Here is a 20,571-nt window from a genome sequence, read left to right as displayed (position 1 = left end):
GGGTGGGCGACACCGACCCTCGGCCGCGAGGTGCCGGCCCGGGACCCCGTTCCACGCAGCCTGCGGACGGCTCCGGCCTTGCGGGGAGCGGCACTTCGCAGGCGGGGGCGAGCGGCGGCCACACTGGGCCGCGAGGTGCCGGCCCTTCACTCGGTTCCACGCCGTCTGCGGACGTCTCAGGCTCTGCGGAGAACGGCGCTTCGCAGGCGCGGGTGGGCGACAGCGACCCTTGGCCGCAAGGTGGCGGCCCTGGCCCCCGTCCCACGCAGCCTGCGGACGGCTCCGGCCTTGCGGGGAGCGGCGCTTCGCAGGCGGGGGTGGGCGACACCGACCCCCGGGCGACCCCGGAGCCCGGCACCTTCGTTCCCGCCCCGTACGTGGACGTCGTGGCGACCACAGGCGCCGGTGACGCCTTCGCCGCCGGGTTCCTCTCCGCCACGCTCCGCGGCCTTCCCCTGAAGACCCGCCTCCGTCACGGCCATCTCCACGCCGCCGCCGCCCTCACCGCCCCCGGCGACCTCGCGACACCTCCCACCCGCGACACCGCCGACCGACTGGCCGCCGTCGCGGACGACGTGTGGGGGACACTTCGACTCGGCCCCGGCTGGACGCAAGCCGGTACGGCCCCGGAGGAGGTACGCACCCCATGAGTCAGACCGTCGACCGAGCGCTCAGCATCCTGCCGTTGCTCGCCGAGGGCCCCGCCGACCTCGGTCAGGTCGCCGACCGCCTCGGCGTCCACAAGTCCACCGCGCTGCGACTCCTGCGCACCCTCCACGAACACGGCATGGTCTACCGCCAGTCCGACCAGCGCTACCGCCTCGGTGCCCGCCTCATCGCCCTCGCCCAGGAGGCGATGGAGAACCTCGACATCCGCGAGATCGCCCACCCCCATCTCGTACGGCTGAACGAGCTGTGCGGGCACACCGTCCACCTCGCCGTGTACGAGGAGGCCGAGGTGCTCTACATCGACAAGGTCGAGAGCCGGTATCCGGTGCGGATGTACTCGCGGATCGGCAAGCCCGTCGCCATCACCGTCGCGGCCGTGGCGAAGCTGCTGCTCGCCGATCTCCCCGAAGCCGAGCTCCGCGCCCTCGCGGACAAGCTCGACTACCCCCTGTACACGGCCCGTTCGACACCCAACGCCCCCGCCTTCCTCAAGGAGCTGGAGCGCGTGCGCGAACAGGGCTGGGCCACCGACCTCGGTGGCCACGAGGAGTCCATCAACTGCGTCGCGGCCCCCATCCGCGGCGCCGACGGCAGGGTCGTCGCCGCGATGTCGGTCTCCGCGCCGAACGTCGTCGTCACCGCCGAGGAACTCCTCACCCTGCTCCCGCAGGTCCGCCGTACGGCCGACGCCATCAGCGGCGAGTACTCCGGCAGAACAACAGCAAAGGACCCCAAGGACACCGTATGACGGACAAGATCGCGCTCACCCCCACGACCCACACCACCCCGCCCGCGAAGTTCTCCCACGGGGTCAAGAAGGGCAACATCCTCCAGGTCGCCGGACAGGTCGGCTTCCTCCCGGCCGAGGAGGGCAAGGCCCCCACGCCCGCAGGGCCCACCCTGCGCGAACAGACCCTCCAGACCCTCGCCAACGTCAAGGCGATTCTGGAGGAGGGCGGTGCCTCCTGGGACGACGCGATGATGATCCGCGTCTATCTGACGGACGTCGACCACTTCGCCGAGATGAACTCGATCTACAACGCCTACTTCGAGGAGCAGGGCCTCACCGCCCCGCCCGCCGCGCGGACCACCGTCTACGTCGGCCTTCCCGCCGGGCTCCTCATCGAGATCGACGCGCTCGCCGTTCTCGGCTGAGACTGCACCGGCTCCACCGAACTCCCGCACGCCGTGACCGGTGCGGCCCGTGACCGGGCCGTACCGCGATGCCCCCTGCCCGAAAGCTCCATGTACTTACCCAGAGGACCTCCCCCATGTCCCCATCGCTCGCCGCGACCACCGAGACACCCCCGCACACCGGTGGTCTGCTCCTCCTCGTCGACGGCACGGCCGGTCTCCTCACGGTCGCCGCCATCGGTATCGCCCTGCTCCTCTTCCTGATCATCAAGGCGCGACTCCAGCCCTTCGTCGCCCTGCTCGGCGTCTCCATAGCCGTCGGCCTGCTCGCGGGTCTCTCGGTCACCGAACTCTTCGGCACGGTCCAGCGCTCGGACGCCGTGTCCACCATCGAGTCCGGGATGGGCGGCATCCTCGGCCATGTCGCCATCATCATCGGCCTGGGCACCATGCTCGGGGCGATCCTCGAAGTCAGCGGCGGCGCCGAGGTGTTGGCGTCCCGGCTGCTGAACCTCTTCGGTGAGAAGCGCGCCCCGCTCGCCATGGGCCTCACCGGCCTCATCTTCGGCATCCCGGTCTTCTTCGACGTCGGCATCTTCGTGCTCGCGCCGATCGTGTACGCGGCAGCGAAGCGCAGCGGCAAGTCGATCCTGCTCTACTGTCTGCCGCTGCTGGCCGGCCTCTCGATGACCCACGCGTTCCTGCCCCCGCACCCGGGCCCGGTCGCGGCCGCCGGTCTGCTCCACGTGGACCTCGGCTGGGTGATCCTCATGGGCATCGTCTGCGGCATCCCCGCGGTGCTGGCCGCGTGGGCCTACTCGGCGTGGGTCGGCCGCCGCATCTTCGTCGCCGTACCGCAGGACATGGTGGAGGCGGCCGCGGAGGCGAAGCAGGCGGTGATCGAGGAGCAGCGGACGCAGGGTGTCGTACCGCGTGAGGACCCCGTACCGCTCGGCACGGTCCTCGGCATCATCGGTACGCCCCTGGTCCTGATCCTCGCCGCCACCTTCTCCTCGATCGCGCTCGACCCGTCCACGGGCCGCTCGGTGATCGAGTTCTTCGGCAGCCCCTTCGTGGCGCTGACGATCGCCCTCGTGCTCGCGTACTACCTGCTCGGGATCCGCCGCGGCTGGTCCCGCAAGTCCCTGGAGACGGTGTCCACCGCGTCCCTCAAGCCGGTGGGCAACATCCTGCTCGTCGTCGGCGCGGGCGGTGTCTTCGGCGCGGTCCTCAAGGCCAGCGGGGTCGCCCAGGCGCTCTCCGACACCTTCAACGACGTCGGTCTGCCCGTGCTCGTGCTCTCCTACCTGATCTCGGTGGTCCTGCGCGTGGCCCAGGGCTCGGCGACCGTCGCCATCGTCACCACGGCCGGCATCGTCGCGCCGCTGCTGACGGAGGGCGACCACTCCCAGGCCTTCGTCGCGCTCGTCATCATGGCCATCTCGGCCGGCTCCATATTCGCCTCGCACGTCAACGACGGGGGCTTCTGGATGGTCGCCAAGTACTTCGGCATCAGCGAGCGGGACACACTCAGGACGTGGACCGTGCTGGAGACGGTGCTGTCGGTGGCGGGGTTCGCGGTGGCGGCGGTCCTGAGTGTGTTCGTGTAGGCGGTGTGACCCCATGTAGGCGTCCGATAACGATGTAGGGGCCGGCTGTGTCGAGCACAGGATCGTCGACCATACTGCCCGCTGTGGAGCAGCGCATAGGTTCGAGCAGCCAGCCCCTGGAAGGCGCCGGATTCGACCCGGCATTCATCCCCGGGCTCACCTCACCCGTGTCCGGCGAGGCGGAGGAGGCCAGGGCGGACGAGGCCGTGGAGGACGACGAACCCGCGGCGGAGACGGTGGTCTCCGAGGAGACCGAAGTGGCCGGGGAACCCGCCGACGGGCCCGTCTTCGAGGCCTCCGACCGGCGCGCGAGGATCGTCGCCGATCACCAGGGCGTACGGCTCTTCCTCGACGACCAGGCCTGTGAGTTCCGTTGGGACGAGATCGGCGCCGTCGAGACGGAGTCCCCGCGCTTCGGCAAGCGGTTCACCATCACGGTGCACACCCCCGACCGCCGCTGGTACCCGATCGAGATCGAGGCGGAGTCGAGGGCGCGGTTCGCCGAGTGGGACGACCAGCTGGACGCGGTCATGGACAAGTACTTCGAGGACGAGACCCCGGAAACGAAGGAAGAAGAGCCCGAGGAGTCCGACCAGGACCTCTAGCAGTACTGCGCCTGCTTCCCGATGGACCGGTACATGCAGTCCGAGTTCTCCAGCAGCTGCAGTACCGCGTCCCGGTTCCGCGAGGTCTCCCGCTCGATCACCTCGTCGGGCGGATAGAACCCGCCACCGGAACTCGACGACGGATACATCTCGAAGGTGTACGAGAAGATCTTGTGGGTGCCCCAGAGGTAGTCGTCGATCGACCCGTCGGTGATGTACAGGTCGCTCGCCTGCTCCGCCGTGTACCCGTTGCTCGCGGCCATCTTCTGCCCGACGGCCTTGAACACGGCGTTGTCGTCCGCCGTCATGCCGGTCGCCGTGTCGGAGTACGTGTACCCGTAGGGCCACAGCACCAGTTCGCTGTACGTGTGGAAGTCGATGTTGGTCTTGATCTGCTGGACCCCGCCGACGACCCGGCTGCGCACGAAGTCGGCCACGACCTTGACCTCGGGCGCCGACTCGGCGGCCGTACCCCGGTAGGTCTCGGAGGACGTCGAGCCGGACGAACCGCCGCAGCAGCCCCAGCGGTAGGCCCAGTTGCGGTTGAGGTCGGTGCCGACGGCCGAGGAACCGGAGTTGGGCTGCCGGTTCTTGCGCCACGAGCGGTAGGAGCCGGTGGCGATGTCGTACTCGCCGCCGTCCGGGTTGAGGTCGGGGACGATCCAGATCTCACGGTTGTTCACCATGTTCGTCACCCGTGAGTCGCTCCCGTACCCCGCGCCGAGTTCCCGCAGCAGATACAGGGCCATCTCCACCGTGAGGTGCTCACGGGCGTGCTGGTGGTGGGTGAACAGCACCTCGGGCTCGGCCTCGTCGGTCGCCACGTTGTCGCTGATCTTGATGGCGACGATGTCCCGGCCCTGGTACGACCTGCCGATGACCCGCTTGCTCATGATGTTCGGGTACGCGGCGAGGCGCTGGTCGATCTCGGCGTTCATCTCGGCGTAGTTGTGGTAGCGCGAGTCGGCCGACGGGAAGTCGTACAGCCGGACCTCGTCCTCGGCGATCCGGTCCGGAGCCGCGCCCAACGCGGTGACCTGGTAGCCGAGTCGGCGCAGTCTCTTGATCTGGTCCGCGCGCCCGGAGACCACGACGGTCTCCTCGTCGGCCTCGTCGACGGTCACTCCGCTCTGCTGGATCGCCGTACGGGTCAGGGGCGTTGTGCGCTGGTGGATCTCGTACTGCCGGACGTCCTCGGCGCTCGGTGCCGCCTTCGGGGCGCCGTCGGCGTTCGCGGAGAGCGGGGCCGCGAGGGCGAGGGTCAGAACGGCGGCGAGGGCGGCGTAGCGGGTGCCGCCGCGGGCGCCGGAACCGCGTATGCGAAGTCGCATGAAGTCTCCTGGGTTCTCCGGGGTTTCCGGGATCTTCCGGAAGTGGGGGAGTGGAGCGGGGGTGGTTCAGCGACGTGCTGCCGGTGCGGGTGCGCCGCTCATCGTCTGCTTGTGACATGGTCAGGTCAAGAGCGAATAAAGGCGCGATGGCGTGAACTGTGCGCCGGCTGTGAGCTCTTGGTGTGTCGAGAGGGCCGCGCAGTGTACGCGGATCGGTGCGCCACGGCGTGATCCCCCTGGAAGTGCACCCGCGGGTGTGAGCCGTGGATGCATATATGTGAGCCGCCTTGCACAGTGGGATCTCCGACCACACTTCGGAGGGCTGGCTGATCATGGGCGGATCAGCGCCACGCCGGGCCGGACACCTGCCGGTCGAGACCACCAGTTTCGTCGACCGGCGCGGTGAACAGGCCGCGGGCCGCGAACTGCTCAGCCGCGCCCGCCTGGTCACGCTGACCGGCCCCGGCGGCGTCGGCAAGACCCGCCTCGCCGCACGCATCGCGGCCCGCGCGGAGCGCACCTTCCCCGACGGCGTCCGCTTCGTCCACCTCGCGGGCCTGCGCGACCCCGAGCTGGTCCCGCTCGCCGTCGCCGACGCGCTCGGCCTCCACGACCACTCCGCCGGGCCGCCGACGGACGCCCTCGTCGCCCATGTACGGGACCACAAGGTGCTGTTGGTCCTCGACAACTGCGAACACCTGCTGCGCGCCTGCGCCCGGCTCGCGGCGGCGCTGCTGCGCGACACCACGGGGGTGCGCATCCTCGCGACCAGCCGGCACCGGCTCGGTCTCACCGAGGAGAACCTCCTCGACGTACGACCGCTGCCGGTGCCCGATCCGGACGGCGACCTGTCCGCGGCCGACGGATATCCGGCGCTGGCCCTGTTCGCCGACCGCGCGGCCGCGGTCGTCCCCGGTTTCGCGCTGACCGGCGGCAACCGGGCCGCTGTCGCCCGCCTCTGCCGACGCCTCGACGGACTCCCCCTCGCCATCGAGCTCGCCGCGGTACGCATGCGCGTGCTCGGTGTGGAACAGCTCCTGGAACGCCTCGACGACCGCTACCGCCTCCTCACCTCCGGCAGCCCGGCGGCCCTCCCACGCCACCGGACCCTGCGGGCCGCGGTCGACTGGAGCCACGAACTGTGCACCGCACGCGAACAACTGGTCTGGGCCCGGCTCTCGGTACCGGCCGGCGGCTTCGACCTCGAGACGGCGGAGGCGGTCTGCGCGGACGGCGACCTCGTGCACGGCGCCGACGTGCTCGACGCGATCGCCGGCCTCGTCGACAAGTCCGTGCTCTCCCGGGAACCGGGGCCGGACGGGGTGCGGTACCGGCTCCTGGACACGTTGCGGCACTACGGCCTGGAGAAACTGCGCGGGACGGACGGCGAGGAGCTCGCCACCCGGCGCCGGCACCGCGACTGGATGCTGCGCCGGGCCGGCGCCTGCGAACAGGCCTGGTTCGGTCCCGGCCAGCGGGAGATCGTCGCCCGGCTCCGCGCGGACCAGGACAACCTGCGGGCCGCACTGGACTTCAGCCTGCGGCAGGCCGGCGAGCCGGCCGGCACGCCGGGCCCTGAAGCGCCTTTCGGCGCAACTGTCCCGGGCGGGACGTCCGTCATCGGCGCGGGCCCCGGCGCGGCGACCCGCGCCGACGCCCTCGCCGGGCTGCGGCTCGCCGGGACCCTCTGGTTCTACTGGCATGCCTGCGGGGCTCCCCGCGAGGGCCGCTACTGGGCCGAACGGGCCCTGGAGGCGCATCCGGAGCCGACGTCCGAGCGGGCCCGCGGGCTGTGGGTGGCCGGGCTGCTGGCGGGGTGTCCCGAGGACCTGACCAGGGGACTGCGCCGGGCCGAGGAGGCCCGGGAACTGGCCCGCGGTCTCGGGGACAGCGCCGAAGCCGCCCACGCCGAGTACGTCATCGGGGTCATCCGGCTCTTCGCCGACGACCTCTCCGCCGCGCTGGCCCACTTCGAGGCCGGTGTCGCCCGTGGGCCCGTCCCCGGCCAGCACCTCAGCCTCGTCGGCCTCGACCAGGTCGAACTCGCCTGCGCCCTCGGCTTTCTGGGCCACGCCGACCGGGCCGTCGAGGTCTGCGAGAAGACCCTGCGGCTCTGCGAGGAGCACGGTGAGGAATGGGTCCGCTCCTACGCCCTGCGCATGCTCGCCCTCGCCCACACCGTGAAACAGGACTGGCCCCGCGCCGAGCAGTACGCACGCGAGGCCCTCCGGCTCAAACTCGCCGTCAACGACCTCATCGGCCTCGCCCTCACGCTCGACCTCACGGCACGGATCGCGACCGAGCGCTCCGCCCATGAACGGGCGGCCGTTCTCCTCGGCGGGGCCGACCGGGCCTGGGCCGCCGTCGACCAGGGGAGGTGGGGTTCCGAGGCACTCAACTCCTTACGGCGGGAGACGGAGAGGCAGGCGGGGCGTGCCCTGGGCGCGACCGCGTTCACCGCCGCGTACGACCGGGGCGCGGCCCTCACCCTCACCGAACTCGTCGGTCACGCCCTCCAGGAGCCCGGCCTTCCCGACGTCACGGCCCCCGCACCGGACAGACCCCGGATCCGCCTCACCCCCCGGGAGGCGCAGGTCGCCGAACTCGTCGCCGAAGGCCTCGCCAACCAGCAGATCGCCGACCGCCTGGTCATCGCCCGCCGCACCGCCGAGGGCCACGTCGAACGGATCCTCAACAAGCTCGGCTTCCATACGAGAACGCAGATCGCGACCTGGGTCACGGCCCAGCGGTGACAGGTCCCAGCCACCCTCGTCCACCGAACACCCATCCCACCGAAGGATCCCCCCATGAGCACCCCCTTCGACCACCGCATGTCCGTCCACTCCACCGACGAGGAATTCCTCGCCAACGCCCTCCCCTTCCTCGCGGAGGCGCTCGACACGCCCGAGGAACCCCGGCCCGCGGCCATCGCCTCCCCCCACCTCCTCGCACTCCTCCGGGACACCCTCGGCACGGACGCCCGGCACGTCACCCTCATCGACCACACCGACTGGTACACCGGCTCCGCCGCGAACGCGGTCGCACAGGGAGCCGGGTACCTCGCGGCGCATGCCGGGCCCGGCGGCCGTATCCACCTGCTCATGGAACCCGTCTGGAACGGCAGGGCCGGCCGTTCCCCCCGCGAGACCACGGAGTGGATCCGCTACGAGGCCCTCGCCAACCTCCTCTTCGCGCCGCTCGCCACCACCGCGCTGTGCGCCTACGACACCCGCACCGCGGGCCCCGCGATCATCGACACGGCCCGCAGGGCCCACCCCGACACGGACGTGTACGAGGAGCCCGCACGCCTGGTCGCCGAGCTGGACGCTGTACCCCTGGCGCCGCCCCCGCCGGACGCGGAGCTCCTGACCGACCTGGCCGCCGACGCCGTACGGCTCCGGGCGCAGGCGCGTGGTCTCCCGCCCGCCGACGCTGAACTGTTCGCGACGGCCGTCGCCGAGGCCGCGCAGGCCGTGGGGGAGCGGGCCGGTACCGCGCTGCTGTGGGGGCGGGACACGCACTGTGTCTGCGAACTGCGCTCTCAGCGCCGCGTGGACGACCCCCTCGCCGGGTTCGTCCCGCCGGGCACCACCGACCCGGAGTCCGGCCAGGGGCTCTGGTACGCGCGCCAGGTGTGTGCGTACGTCGACGTACGCGCCGACCGGGACGGGTCGACCGTACGACTGCAGTACGCGTAGCCGTACAGATGTGGTGTAGGTATGGAATCAGGTAGTACTCCCCGTGTGCCCCGCCCCCGCGGGGGCCACCCTGTGAACATGCTGCGACTCTCCGGGGGACGCCTTCCGGATCCCGACCCTCGTTACGCCGCCTACCCCCAACCTCCCCTGGGAGCAGGTCACTTGAGTGTCGAGTACGAGCCCCGACCGGTCGCGGTGCGCGAGGCCAGGGCCGAGGTCCGAAGACAGCTGGAGGGGTGGGGGCTCGCGGAGCGGGACGACCTGGCGGACACCGCCGAACTCCTCGTGAGCGAACTGGCCACCAACGCCCTGCTGCACTCGGCCGGCAGCTTCACCCTCACCCTGTCCGCCGCGCACGGCCTGCTGCGCTGCGAGGTCGCCGACTCCGGCCGGCGCGTCCCGCAGGTGCTGGACGCCGGGGTCGCGGAGAGCGGCCGCGGGATGTTCCTGGTGGAGGCGCTCGCGCTGCGCTGGGGCTGGCACGAGGACGGGCGGGGCAAGACGGTCTGGTTCGAACTGGGCACCTGCGGGGGCGCCGGCTGCGGTGGACGCCCCCCGGGCGACCACTGATTTCCTTCACCGCACGCCCTCTTGCCGGGTCACGATCTTTAGGGTTTCTTGACCTTCATGGCGGACACCACGGACAACACAGTGACCGGTGAGACGAACTCCGTACCGCGCAAGTCCAGTTGGCGGTACATCGGCCCGGGGATCGTCGTCGCCGCGACCGGCGTCGGCGCCGGGGACCTGGTCGCCACGCTCATCGCGGGCAGCAACTTCGGCTACACCCTGCTGTGGGCCGCCGTGATCGGCTGTCTGGTCAAGATCTCCCTCGCGGAGGCGGCGGGCCGCTGGCATCTGTCCACCGGCAGCACCCTGTTCGACGGCTGGGCGAGCCTGGGCCGCTGGACCACCTGGTTCTTCGCCGTCTACGTGGTGATCTGGGGCTTCGTGTACGGCGCGGCGGCGATGTCGTCGAGCGCGCTGCCCCTTCAGGCGCTGTTCCCGGACGTGATGGACCTCGAGTGGTGGGCCATCGCCTGCGGTCTTGTCGGCCTGGTCTTCGTCTGGTTCAACAAGTACGCGGTGTTCGAGAAGGTCATGACGGTCCTGGTGGGCGTCATGTTCGTGGTGACGGTGTACCTGGCGATCAGGGTCACCCCCAACCTGGGCGACGCCCTCGCGGGCCTGCTCCCCGTCCTGCCCGACGAGAAGGACTCGATCCTCAACACCCTCGGTCTGATCGGCGGCGTCGGCGGCACGATCACGCTCGCGGCGTACGGCTACTGGGTCAACGCCAAGGGGTGGACCAACACCGGCTGGATGAAGGTGATGCGCCTGGACAACCGGGTCGCCTACATCACCACCGGGATCTTCGTCGTCGCCATGCTCTTCGTCGGCGCGGAACTGCTGCACAGCGCCAATGTGGCGATCGCGAGCGGCGACAAGGGGCTCGTCCAGCTGAGCGACATCCTGGAGGACGAGTACGGGTCGGCGACCGCCAAGTTCTTCCTGATCGGCTTCTTCGCCACCTCCTTCACCTCGCTGATCGGCGTCTGGCACGGGGTGAGCCTGATGTTCGCGGACTTCGTGGCGCGGTACCGCGGCGACGAGGGCGCGGCGGCCTCCGGCCAGAAGGTCGCGTCCGGTTCGCGCGAGCGCTCCTGGCCCTTCCGCGCGTATCTGCTCTGGCTGACGTTCCCGCCGATGGTCCTGCTCTTCCAGGGCCAGCCCTTCCGCCTGGTCATCATCTACGGCGTCCTCGGTGCGGCCTTCCTGCCCTTCCTGGCCGGCACGCTGATGTGGCTGCTGAACACCTCCCGCACGCCCAGGGAGTGGCGCAACGGTCCCCTGAGCAACGGCATGCTGGCGATCGCGGGCCTGCTGTTCCTGGTCCTGTGCGTGAAGCAGATCTGGGACCAGCCGTGGTCGGAGTTCTTCTAACTGCCGCTCCACCACAGGGCGTCGAGCGCCATCTTCCGCATCTGGGCGATGGTCAGCGCGGGGGCCTCACGGGTCGCGGGCTCGTTCTGGGTGCCGGCGTTGAAGGCGCTGATCACCACGCGCTTCCCGTCGGCTCGCATGGTGTCGACGGTCCACATGACCTGGTCGCCCCTGTCCCCGGGGCCCTGCTTGACGGCGACCCGGGTGCCGTCGGGCAGGGTCTCGGAGTCCGAGCCGAAGAGGTCGGCGACCGAGTCCAGCATGTCGGGCTGCACATTGACCTGGACCATGCTTTTGCCCTTGCCGTCATCGACCACGGCGTAGGCGAAGTCGCCGTCGTCGCTGCTCTTGTCGGTCACCTTCAGCCCCTTCGGCAGCAGGGCCAGCAGGTGGGTGCGGGCGTGCAGGTCGGAGCCGGGGAGTTCAGGCTCGGGGAGCGGATCGGGGAGGGCGTTCGCGACGGTGCGCCACTCCTTCGCCGCCGCCAGCCGTGTCAGCTGGGCCGGGTCCAGCGGAGGATCGGTCCGGGTGACGGGCTTGTCCTTCTCGGCGGCCGCGTTCCACTCGCTGACGGTGATGTGCTGCCCGGTCGGGGTGACCAGCTCGGCGGTCCAGCACTTGGTGTCCACCCTGCGGTCGGGATACTCGTAGCCCTGGAGCACGGTGACCACGGAGCCGTCGGCGAGCCGACTGGTCTTGCAGGCGTCGTACGGGATGTACACCCGGTCGGGGCACTGGGCCGCCTGCCGGGCCGTCGTACCCCCCGGCTGCACCCGGCCCACGCTGACCCCGATGGCCGCGGCGCCCTTGCCGTCGTCGAAGACGAGCCCGGCGGACGGCGCGGGCACCTTCAGCTTGTGGGTCCGCACGGTGCCCTGCCCGCGCTCCTCGCTGAAGTCACCCTTCGGCAACAGGTTCTTGAGAGTCTCGATCATCTCCTCGTCGGTCGCGAGCGTGGCCGTGATGCTCGGCTTCGGCTTGGCGGAGGCCGTCGCGGACGACGGCACGGCCTCGGTCGCCGTACCGCCCGGCCGCAGGACCAGCGCCCCGCCGACGCAGGCGAGCACGACACTCGCGGCGCCCCCGGCGACAGCGGCCCGCCGCACGAACCGCTTGCGCCGGCCCCGCTCCGCGCCGCGTGCGGCGAGGGTCGTGCGGTCGGTGTCGAACCCGCCGCCGGTCTCGTGCAGGGCGGCGGCGAACCGCTCCTCGAAGGGGTCTGTGTGCTGGTCTGCGGGCATGGGGCAGCCACCGTTCCGGTCGGTAGGACGAAAGGGAAGTCAGGGGGCGGTCAGGGCCGGGCGTAGGCGCCGATGTCCTCGCCGAGGAGCCCTCGCAGCTGCTTGAGGGCTCGGGTGCAGCGCGTGCGGACGGCTGCCGCGCTGGCGTTCAGGACACCTGCGGTCTCCTCGATGGAGCGGTCCTCCCAGTAGCGCAGGACGACCACGGCCCGGTCCTTGGCGGGCAGCCGTGCGAGGGCGTCGAGCAGCGTCAGCCGCAGGGGCGTGTCGACACCGGCGGCGGCCGTCTCCGGCAGGACGTCGGTCGCGCGCTCTCTGCTACTGCGGCGGCGCTGATGGGTCAGGAACACCCGGACCAGGACGGTCTGCGCATACGCCGCGGGGTTGCCGACGACGGAGATCCGGTTCCAGCGGACGTAGATCCGCCCGAGCGCTTCCTGCACCAGGTCCTCCGCGAGATGAGTGTCACCCGCGGTCAGCAGACACGCCGACCGGTACAGGTGGCCGGCCCGGGCAGCGGCGAACTCCGCGTACTCGTCCGCGCGGGCCTGTCTCATGTGATCCCCCTGGTGCTGTGCGCCCGGCCTTGGAAGAGGTCCTCACTTCACTGACGCTGTGAGGTGGGGAGAATGTTTCACATGAACTGGAAGCAGTCCGCGACGCCAGGGGACGGATACCGATGACCACCCCGCCACCGCCCTACGGCAACCAGCCCCACCCGTACGGCGCCCCGCAGGGGTTCGGCCCGCCACCGCCCCCGTCGGCCTTCGCCCCTCAGCCACCCCAGGAGGCGCCCGGGGGCCCGGAGTTCATGGCTGTCGACCGCCACAACTCCGTCGTCGTCGACTCCGTGGGCGTCGCCTTCGAGGACCACGGCCACTCCGCCGAGTTCCCCTGGCACGAGATCCGCAGCGTCCACTACAAGGCGGGCCCGAACGGCAAGACCCTGATGGTGGCCGTCATCCACCTCGACAGCCGCTTCTACGAGTGCGTCGTCGACGCCAAGAGCCGGGACACCCTGGGCCGGTGGTTCGCCCAGCTGGCACCGGTCCTCGGGTACTACCGGCCACTGGCGTGACGGTGGCCGCGGAGCTCCAGATCCATGAGGTGCGGAGCGCAACGGCGACGGAGGTGACGGTCGTCGTGCGCTGCCTCAGCGGCCCCGTCCGCCTGGGCGCCCGCTTCTCGCTGGTCCGCGACACACGCGCGCCGATCGATCTGGCGGTGACGAGCATCGTGCGCTACCACCGCCCGGACCCCACGGTCGACCCCGGGCACTCCGCCCTGGTCACGCTCCGCGGCACGGGTGCGCGGGAGCTGCTGCCGACGATCGGGCAGACGGGCCGGGAAGTCATGGCGGTCGTCCAGGGCGACAACCCGGCCGCGTCCTGACCGACGGCTACGACAACCCGTGCACGTGCGGTCCCACCGTGTTGGACCACGCGTTGCCCGCCGCCGCGTCCCAGTTCGTCGACCAGGTCATGGCGCCGCGCAGGTCCGGGTAGGTCTTCGACGGCTTGAAGGAACCGCAACCCGTGCCCTTCGTCAGACAGTCCAGCGCGTTGTTCACCACGGAGGGCGAGACATAGCCGCTGCCCGCCCCGCTCGTGGACGCCGGCAGGCCCAACCCCACCTGGGACGGCGACAGTCCGCCCTCCAGCTGGATGCACGCCAGGGCGGTCAGGAAGTCCACCGAGCCCTGCGAGTAGACCTTGCCGTCGCAGCCCAGCATCGAACCGCTGTTGTAGTACTGCATGTTGACGACCGTGAGGATGTCCTTCACGTTCAGCGCGGTCTGGAAGTACGCGTTGGACGTCGACTGCATGTCGATGGTCTGGGGCGCCATCGTGAGGACCAGACCCGACCCCGCCTTCGCCGACAGCGATCGCAACGCCTGTGACATATAGGTGGCGTTGAGCCCGTTCTCCAGATCGATGTCGACCCCGTCGAAGCCGTACGTCTGCATCAGCGCGTACACCGAGTTCGCGAAGTTCGCCGCCGACGTCGGGTCGCTCACCGAGACCGTGCCGTTCTGGCCGCCCACGGAGACCACGACCTTCTTCCCGGCCGCCTGCTTCGCCTTGATGTCCGCCTTGAACTGGTCGACCGTGTACCCGCCGAGCCCGGCCGAGTCGAGGTTGAAGGTCACGGCACCCGGAGTCGCGGTCGCGTCCGCGAACGCGACCGCGATGATGTCGTACTGCGACTGCACGGCCGACAGCTTCTGGACCGTCGCCCCGTTGTTGAAGTTCTGCCAGTACCCGGTCACCGCGTGCTTCGGCAGCGCGCCGCCCCCGTTGCCCTGGGAAGCCGTCGTCGTCCCCGTCACCGCGCCCGACTTCACGGACTCACCCGCCGAGTTCACCGCCGTGACCTGGAAGCTGTACGAGGTCGACGCGGCCAGCCCGGCCACGGTCGCCGAGGCCCCGGTCACCGCCGTGACCTTCGTACCGTTCCGGTAGACGTTGTAGCCCGTCGCGCCCGACACCGCGTTCCAGGACAGGGAGACGGACGACGAGGACGTGCCGGAGACCGCCAGACCGGCCGGCGCCGCCGGGACGGTGGGGGTGGGATCGCCCCCGCCGCCCCCGTCCGGGCCGTACACCGACACGTCGTCCGCGAGGTACGCGGCCTGTCCGTACCAGCCGTGCGTGTACACCGTCACCGAGGTCGTCGAGGCGCCCGTCGTGAAGGTGGTCGTCAGCTGCTTCCAGGACGCGGTGTCGGGGGTCCAGGTCGACACGTCCGTCGTGCCGGTGCCGGTCGCGCCGAGGTAGGCGTAGCCGCCCTGCACCCAGGCGCTCAGGGTGTACGTGGCGTTCGGCTTGACGGCCACCGTCTGGACGCACTGGGCGTTGTCCTGTCCGGCCGGCGTCGCCTTCAGCGCGGCCGAGCCGCCGTGCACGGGGGAGGAGACGGTCGTGCCGCTGCTCGCCGAGCAGGTCCAGTTGGTCAGGCCGGACTCGAAGCCGGCGTTCTTGACGTTGTTGACGTCCGCGGCGGACGCGGGGCCCGCGACTCCGAGGGCGAGGGCGAGGGCCAGAGTGACGGTTGTTGTCCAGAGCCGTTTTCTGTTGAGTATGGGCATGACAAGAGAGTTGGTCCAGACCAATCCCGCTGTCAAGGATGTCGTCAGTGATGGGTACGCAACCGGCCTTTCTCCGGCCCGCGCACGTGGCAAGTGCGCCCCATCTGGGCAGTAATCGCCCGCTTTTGATCCCTCGCGCAGGCCAGGAAGTCACAGAATCGCTGTTCTCCGGCCATAGAGCCGTGGTTACAGTGCTCAGGTAGTCACGCAGTGAAGTCGACCGGGTGCGCCGGAGTGATCCGTCGGACCCACGGGCATGGGATACGGGGAGCTGCGCGTGCCAACTGCCATCGCCGTGACCGGTGCCGACATGGCGCTGCCGGCGCAGGACGAACGGACCCTGCCCGCCGTCGTGCTCGACGGCCTCGGCCGGCAGCCGCTCGACCACTCGCTCGCCGCCCTCCAGACGCTGATCGACCAGCACGGTCACGTCATCGTCGTGTACTCCCGTGCCGTGCCCCCGGCGGTGGGCCAGCGGCTGCGCACCGTGCGGTCCCTCCTGGAGAGCGACCGGATCGCCCTGTTCCAGCCCGAACTGCCACCCCTCGGGGTCGCCGTCCTCGCCCGCCAGTTGAGACAGCTCGCCTCCTGCGACCTCAGTCCCGGCGTCCTCGCCTCGGCCGGCCGGCTGCTCACCCACTACATCCACGCGGGCGCGCTCCTCGGTTCGGTGGCCAAGCTCGACCGGGTCCCCGTAGGCCTGAAGTCGCACGCCAAGTCCTGGGTGCCGGGCAGCCAGTTCGCCGTGCTCGCCCATCCCCAGCCGCAGCTCGTCAGGATCGCGCCGGACGCCACGCTCGCCGGCCCGGAGTTCGCCACCTCGATGCTGGTCGCCCGCGGTCAGCTCCAGTCCGACTGGGTCTCCGGGACGCTGGCCAAGTCCTGGCGGATCCAGGGGCTGCGCGAGAGCCCGCTGCCCGCGGAGTCCGCCGAGTGGTGGGGCACCGGCAAGCTGATCGAGTTCTGCAGCTTCCTGCCCGACCTGTCCGTCCTTTACCAACTGGTCACCTCGGTACGGCAGAACATCTGTCACTGGTGCGGTATCGACGTCATCGGTGACCGCTGTGTGTTCTGTTCGGCCACCGCTCCCGTGACACCCGTTCCACAGCAGCGACAGCACCAACTGCCCGCCGGGTGAGCCGTACCGGATCGCCCCCGTCCCCGATTCCGCTCGACCGAGCCCCCCAACGAGGTTGTACGGTTCATGAACTCCCGTCAGCGCCGCGGCGTGATACTCCTGCTCCTGTCGGTCCTGGGCGCCCTCGCGGCCTTCGCCGGCGTGCTCTCCGTCATCGACGACGCGAAGTCCAAGGTCGGCCCCGAGGTCACGGCGTACGAGGTCAAGAAGGACATCGAGCCCTACACCCGGCTCACCGCGGCGCAGTTCGAGAAGACCGAGATGCCCAAGCGCTGGCTGTCGGCCAACGCGATCACCGACCTCGCCGCCGTCCGCGACAAGATCGCCGTGACGACCCTGAAGAAGGGCTCCCTGCTGCAGAGCGACATGATCGTCGATCAGCCCGCTCTGCAGCCCGGGCAGCAGGAGGTCGCCATCATGATCGACGCGGCGACCGGCGTCGCCGGCAAGATCACGCCGGGCTCCGCGGTCAACGTGTACGCCACCTTCGAAGGGCAGAAGGAGGGTGATCCCGACCAGTCCAAGATCATCGTGACGAACGCGCGGGTCCTCGATGTCGGCGACCTCACCCCGCTCCAGCCGGACGCCGACGACCGCACCCGCGCGGCGACCGAGGCCCGCCCCATCACCTTCGCCCTCTCCGCCCTCGACGCCCAGCGCATCACGTACGCCGAGTCGTTCGCCAAGCGGGTCCGGCTCGCGCTGGTCGCGCCGGGCGAGACCGGGACCGTGCCCGAGCGGGAGCGCACGTACGAACTCGCGAAGGACAAGTGAGAGGCCGCCATGCCCACGAGGATCCTTCCGGCCGTCGGCGACGCGGACGCGGTCCGCTCCCTCACCACCCTGCTCAGCCAGCTCCCGGACGCCGAGCCGGTCGTCCCGGTGACCGACTCCACCCAGCTCATCGACACCCTCGCACGCCTGGCGTCCGAGTCCATCGACGAGCTGCCCGAGGTCGTCGTGGTGCACGAGCGGATCGGGCCCGTCCCGGCCCTGGAGCTGATCCGTGAGGTCGCCCTGCGCTTCCCGGCCGTCGGCGTCATCCTCGTCACCTCCGACGTCGGCCCAGGCCTCTTCCAGGCCGCCATGGACTACGGCGCCCGCGGTCTGATCTCCCTCCCGCTCGGCTACGAGGAGCTCGCCACCCGGGTGCACGCGGTCGCCCAGTGGTCGGTGGGCGTACGACGGCACCTCGGCGCCGCCACCGACGTGTTCACCGGCGTCGGCGGCACCGTCGTCACGGTCAGCGGCGCGAAGGGCGGCGTCGGCGCCACCACGACCGCCATCCAGCTCGCCCTCGCCGCCCAGGCCTCCGGCCGCACCACCGCCCTGCTCGACATGGACCTGCAGACCGGTGACGTCGCCTCCTATCTGGACGTCCAGTTCCGCCGCTCGGTCGCCGACCTCGCCACCATCACCGACATCTCCCCACGCGTCCTCGCCGACGCCGTCTTCTCCCACGACACGGGCCTCGCGCTGCTGCTCGCCCCCGGCGAGGGCGAACGCGGCGAGGAGGTCACCGAGCGCGCCGCCCGCCAGATCGTGAGCGCACTGCGCTCCCGCTACGAGGTCGTCGTGGTCGACTGCGGGGCACAGCTCAGCGGGGCGGGCGCGGCGGTCGTGGAGATGGCCGACACGGCCCTGCTGGTCACCACGCCCGACGTGGTCGCGGTCCGCGGCGCCAAGCGTGCCGTGCGCATGTGGGACCGCCTCCAGGTCCGCAAGGCCGAGGAGACCACCGTCGTCGTCAACCGGCACAGCCGCGGTACGGAGATCCAGCCCGCGCTCATCCAGAAGATCACCGGTACCGGCGTCGCGGCGACCGTGATCCCGGCGAACTTCAAGGAGCTCCAGGGCGCGGTGGACGCGGGCCGGGTCCACGAACTCGACGCCAAGGGCACGGTGAAGCAGGCCCTGTGGACGCTCGCCGGTGAACTGGGCCTCGTCAAGGGCTCGGAGGCGAACTCCCATCGCAACGGCGGCCGGGAGCGCGGCGCTCTGACCTTCCGGCGGCGCAAGGAGCTCGGGAGGTGAGCGAGCGGCGGGACGAGGGACAGGTGACCGTCGAGTTCCTCGGGATGACCCCGCTGATCCTGATCACGCTCGTGTTGCTGTGGCAGTTCGTGCTCCTGGGATACACGTACACGCTCGCGGGGAATGCTGCGGACGAGGCGGTACGGGCCGCGACGGCGGCGCCGCCGGGGGAGCGGGAGGCCGCGTGCGAGCAGGCGGGACTGGACAAGCTGCCCGGCGCCTGGACCGGCCAGGTGGACTGCGCCACCGGCGGCGGCTACGTCACGGCCGATGTGCACCTGCGCGTCCCCGTCCTCTTCCCGGGCTCGATCGCATTCCCCTTCCAGGTCGACGGACACGCGGGCGCCGTGGAGGAGGACAAGGACTGAGATGTCGTACTCCCGGAAAAGCCCTCGCGACCGCGGCCAGGTGGCCCTCGAGTACCTGGGCTTCATCCCGATCCTGATCCTCGTCGCCATGGCGGGCGTCCAGATCGGGCTCATCGCCTACACCGCCCAGCAGGCCGGTACGGCGGCCAGGGCCGGGGCGCGGGCCGCCTCGCTGGACCTGAGCGCGCAGGACGGCTGTGTGAACGCGATCAGCGACTGGCTGTCCGTCGACTGCGCCGAGGGCGGCGGCGGCGACTCGGTCACCGTCACCGCCACCGTCCAGATCCCGTCGATCGTCCCCGGCTGGGACTTCGATCCAGCCGTCAAGACCGCCACCATGCCGCTCGACCACTGAACGAGGTACCTCATGAGTCTGCGGTCCCGCATCAACACCCCCGAGGAGAACGGCAGCCGGGGCGAGGACGGCCACCTCGTCGCCTCCTACCGGGCCAAGCTCCTGGAGGAGATCGACCTCGCGGAGATGAGTTCGCTGGCGGCCGCCGAGCGACGGGCCCGTCTGGAGCGGGTGCTCGGGCACATCATCAGCCGTGAGGGACCCGTCCTGTCGACGGTCGAACGCTCGCAGCTCATCCGGCGGGTGGTCGACGAAGCGCTCGGCCTCGGCATCCTGGAACCACTGCTCGAAGACGCCTCCATCACCGAGATCATGGTCAACGGTCCGGACTCGATCTTCGTCGAACGCGCCGGCCGCGTCGAGCAGTTGCCGCTGCGCTTCCCGTCCCACGACCAGCTGATGCAGACCATCGAGCGAATAGTCTCCACGGTCAACCGGCGCGTGGACGAGACGAACCCGATGGTCGACGCGCGCCTCCCGTCCGGCGAGCGGGTGAACGTCATCATCCCGCCGCTCTCCCTGACCGGCGCGATCCTCACGATCCGCCGCTTCCCCCGCTCCTACACGCTGCAGGAACTGGTCGGATTCGGCTCGCTCGACGAGAACATGCTGTACCTGCTGGCGGGCCTGGTGCAGGCACGCTTCAACATCATCGTGTCGGGCGCGACGGGCACGGGAAAGACGACCCTGCTCAACGCGCTGTCCGGGCTCATCCCCGAGGGCGACCGGATCATCACCATCGAGGACTCCGCCGAACTCCAGCTCCAGCAACGGCACGTGGTCCGCCTCGAGTCGCGCCCGCCGAACGTGGAGGGCCAGGGCCGGGTCACCATCCGCGACCTGGTCCGCAACTCGCTGCGCATGCGCCCCGACCGGATCGTGGTCGGCGAGGTCCGCGGCGGTGAGTCCCTCGACATGCTCCAGGCGATGTCGACGGGCCACGACGGCTCCCTCGCCACCGTCCACGCCAACAGCGCGGAGGACGCGCTGATGCGGCTGAAGACCCTGGCGTCGATGTCGGAGGTGGAGATCCCCTTCGAGGCGCTGCACGACCAGATCAACAGCGCGGTCGACGTGATCATCCAGCTCACCCGGTTCGCCGACGGCGCCCGCCGGATCACCGAGATCGCCCTGCTCGACAGCCACGGCAGCGAGCCGTACCGGCTGGCCACGGTGGCCCGCTTCGACGCCCAGCCCATGGCGGCGGACGGCCGGATCTACGGCCGGTTCGAGTACTTCCCGCTTCCGCGCCGTGCCGTCGACCGCCTCTACATGGCGAGCCAGCCCACCCCCCAGGCCTTCGGCGTGGCCCAGTCCGCGAACCAGTTGGCCATCCGAGAAGCCAGGTAGGACCCA

20 protein-coding genes and 1 pseudogene are annotated in these 20,571 nt (G+C 70.6%); 17 read left to right on the top strand and 4 right to left on the bottom strand.

Annotation, left to right across the window (positions count from 1 at the left end):
* Positions 1-239: 239 nt before the first annotated feature.
* From BFN33_RS51435 to BFN33_RS30610, 5 genes and pseudogenes are all read left to right on the top strand, one after another.
* A pseudogene (locus BFN33_RS51435) lies at positions 240-650 on the top strand (PfkB family carbohydrate kinase); the annotation flags it as partial.
* Positions 647-1,417 carry an IclR family transcriptional regulator gene (locus BFN33_RS30625; protein WP_069763395.1) on the top strand — a complete coding sequence of 257 codons (771 nt, stop codon included), beginning with the start codon at positions 647-649 and terminating at the stop codon, positions 1,415-1,417. The pseudogene BFN33_RS51435 and the gene BFN33_RS30625, both read left to right, overlap by 4 nt.
* Positions 1,414-1,824, top strand: coding sequence for a RidA family protein (locus tag BFN33_RS30620; protein ID WP_069763394.1), 411 nt, complete (start codon positions 1,414-1,416; stop codon positions 1,822-1,824). Before BFN33_RS30625 ends, BFN33_RS30620 begins: the two co-directional genes overlap by 4 nt.
* Positions 1,825-1,940: 116 nt before the next feature.
* On the top strand, positions 1,941-3,413 hold the full coding sequence (locus BFN33_RS30615) for a GntP family permease (RefSeq protein WP_069763393.1): 1,473 nt from the start codon (positions 1,941-1,943) through the stop codon (positions 3,411-3,413).
* Between the two features lie 83 nt (positions 3,414-3,496).
* On the top strand, positions 3,497-4,018 hold the full coding sequence (locus BFN33_RS30610; protein WP_069763392.1) for a hypothetical protein: 522 nt from the start codon (positions 3,497-3,499) through the stop codon (positions 4,016-4,018).
* On the opposite strand, the gene BFN33_RS30605 is transcribed toward BFN33_RS30610, so the two are convergent.
* Positions 4,015-5,349: a M14 family metallopeptidase gene (locus tag BFN33_RS30605; protein ID WP_069763391.1), complete on the bottom strand. Its 1,335-nt coding sequence runs from the start codon at positions 5,347-5,349 to the stop codon at positions 4,015-4,017. The two genes, BFN33_RS30610 and BFN33_RS30605, sit on opposite strands and share 4 nt — an antisense overlap.
* Positions 5,350-5,681: 332 nt before the next feature.
* Here BFN33_RS30605 and BFN33_RS30600 point away from each other — a divergent pair, with 332 nt between their 5' ends.
* The 4 genes from BFN33_RS30600 (at position 5,682) to BFN33_RS30585 (ending at position 10,991) form a co-directional block, all read left to right on the top strand.
* The gene (locus tag BFN33_RS30600) at positions 5,682-8,102 is read left to right on the top strand and encodes a LuxR C-terminal-related transcriptional regulator (protein ID WP_069763574.1); all 2,421 of its coding nucleotides are present in this window, start codon (positions 5,682-5,684) and stop codon (positions 8,100-8,102) included.
* A gap of 54 nt (positions 8,103-8,156) precedes the next feature.
* Positions 8,157-9,047: an MEDS domain-containing protein gene (locus BFN33_RS30595; RefSeq protein ID WP_069763390.1), complete on the top strand. Its 891-nt coding sequence runs from the start codon at positions 8,157-8,159 to the stop codon at positions 9,045-9,047.
* 162 nt (positions 9,048-9,209) lie between these two features.
* The gene (locus tag BFN33_RS30590) at positions 9,210-9,617 is read left to right on the top strand and encodes an ATP-binding protein (RefSeq protein WP_069763389.1); all 408 of its coding nucleotides are present in this window, start codon (positions 9,210-9,212) and stop codon (positions 9,615-9,617) included.
* A 57-nt stretch (positions 9,618-9,674) separates the two neighbouring features.
* The gene (locus BFN33_RS30585) at positions 9,675-10,991 is read left to right on the top strand and encodes an Nramp family divalent metal transporter (RefSeq protein ID WP_069763388.1); all 1,317 of its coding nucleotides are present in this window, start codon (positions 9,675-9,677) and stop codon (positions 10,989-10,991) included.
* Here the strand turns inward: BFN33_RS30585 and BFN33_RS30580 are convergent.
* Positions 10,988-12,232 (bottom strand): hypothetical protein, encoded by a 1,245-nt coding sequence (locus BFN33_RS30580; protein WP_069763387.1) that lies wholly within the window; start codon positions 12,230-12,232, stop codon positions 10,988-10,990. The two genes, BFN33_RS30585 and BFN33_RS30580, sit on opposite strands and share 4 nt — an antisense overlap.
* Before the next feature lie 50 nt (positions 12,233-12,282).
* Positions 12,283-12,789 (bottom strand): SigE family RNA polymerase sigma factor, encoded by a 507-nt coding sequence (locus BFN33_RS30575; protein ID WP_069763386.1) that lies wholly within the window; start codon positions 12,787-12,789, stop codon positions 12,283-12,285.
* A gap of 122 nt (positions 12,790-12,911) precedes the next feature.
* Here BFN33_RS30575 and BFN33_RS30570 point away from each other — a divergent pair, with 122 nt between their 5' ends.
* On the top strand, positions 12,912-13,310 hold the full coding sequence (locus BFN33_RS30570) for a hypothetical protein (RefSeq protein WP_069763385.1): 399 nt from the start codon (positions 12,912-12,914) through the stop codon (positions 13,308-13,310).
* On the top strand, positions 13,307-13,624 hold the full coding sequence (locus BFN33_RS30565; protein ID WP_141758004.1) for a hypothetical protein: 318 nt from the start codon (positions 13,307-13,309) through the stop codon (positions 13,622-13,624). Before BFN33_RS30570 ends, BFN33_RS30565 begins: the two co-directional genes overlap by 4 nt.
* Before the next feature lie 7 nt (positions 13,625-13,631).
* Here the strand turns inward: BFN33_RS30565 and BFN33_RS30560 are convergent, their stop codons facing one another.
* On the bottom strand, positions 13,632-15,320 hold the full coding sequence (locus BFN33_RS30560) for a chitinase (RefSeq protein WP_069763383.1): 1,689 nt from the start codon (positions 15,318-15,320) through the stop codon (positions 13,632-13,634).
* A 256-nt stretch (positions 15,321-15,576) separates the two neighbouring features.
* Here BFN33_RS30560 and BFN33_RS30555 point away from each other — a divergent pair, with 256 nt between their 5' ends.
* The 6 genes from BFN33_RS30555 (at position 15,577) to BFN33_RS30530 (ending at position 20,565) form a co-directional block, all read left to right on the top strand.
* Entirely contained in the window at positions 15,577-16,458 is an 882-nt protein-coding gene (locus BFN33_RS30555) for a hypothetical protein (protein ID WP_069763382.1), read from the top strand.
* 66 nt (positions 16,459-16,524) lie between these two features.
* Complete coding sequence (gene cpaB, locus BFN33_RS30550) at positions 16,525-17,232, top strand: Flp pilus assembly protein CpaB (protein WP_069763381.1); 708 nt, start codon at positions 16,525-16,527, stop codon at positions 17,230-17,232.
* 9 nt (positions 17,233-17,241) lie between these two features.
* Positions 17,242-18,492 (top strand): AAA family ATPase, encoded by a 1,251-nt coding sequence (locus BFN33_RS30545; RefSeq protein ID WP_069763380.1) that lies wholly within the window; start codon positions 17,242-17,244, stop codon positions 18,490-18,492.
* Positions 18,493-18,536: 44 nt separating this feature from the next.
* Positions 18,537-18,860, top strand: a complete 324-nt coding sequence (locus BFN33_RS30540; RefSeq protein ID WP_256122911.1) for a pilus assembly protein — start codon at positions 18,537-18,539, stop codon at positions 18,858-18,860.
* Between the two features lies 1 nt (position 18,861).
* The gene (locus BFN33_RS30535; protein ID WP_069763378.1) at positions 18,862-19,215 is read left to right on the top strand and encodes a TadE/TadG family type IV pilus assembly protein; all 354 of its coding nucleotides are present in this window, start codon (positions 18,862-18,864) and stop codon (positions 19,213-19,215) included.
* A 12-nt stretch (positions 19,216-19,227) separates the two neighbouring features.
* Entirely contained in the window at positions 19,228-20,565 is a 1,338-nt protein-coding gene (locus tag BFN33_RS30530; protein ID WP_069763377.1) for a CpaF family protein, read from the top strand.
* Positions 20,566-20,571 lie beyond the last annotated feature (6 nt).

Origin of the sequence: Streptomyces sp. LUP47B, assembly GCF_001746295.1 — a bacterium.
GTDB lineage: Bacteria > Actinomycetota > Actinomycetes > Streptomycetales > Streptomycetaceae > Streptomyces.
The sequence above is the reverse complement of the archived record's forward strand: the minus strand, read 5'-3'. Positions and strand labels throughout refer to the sequence as shown.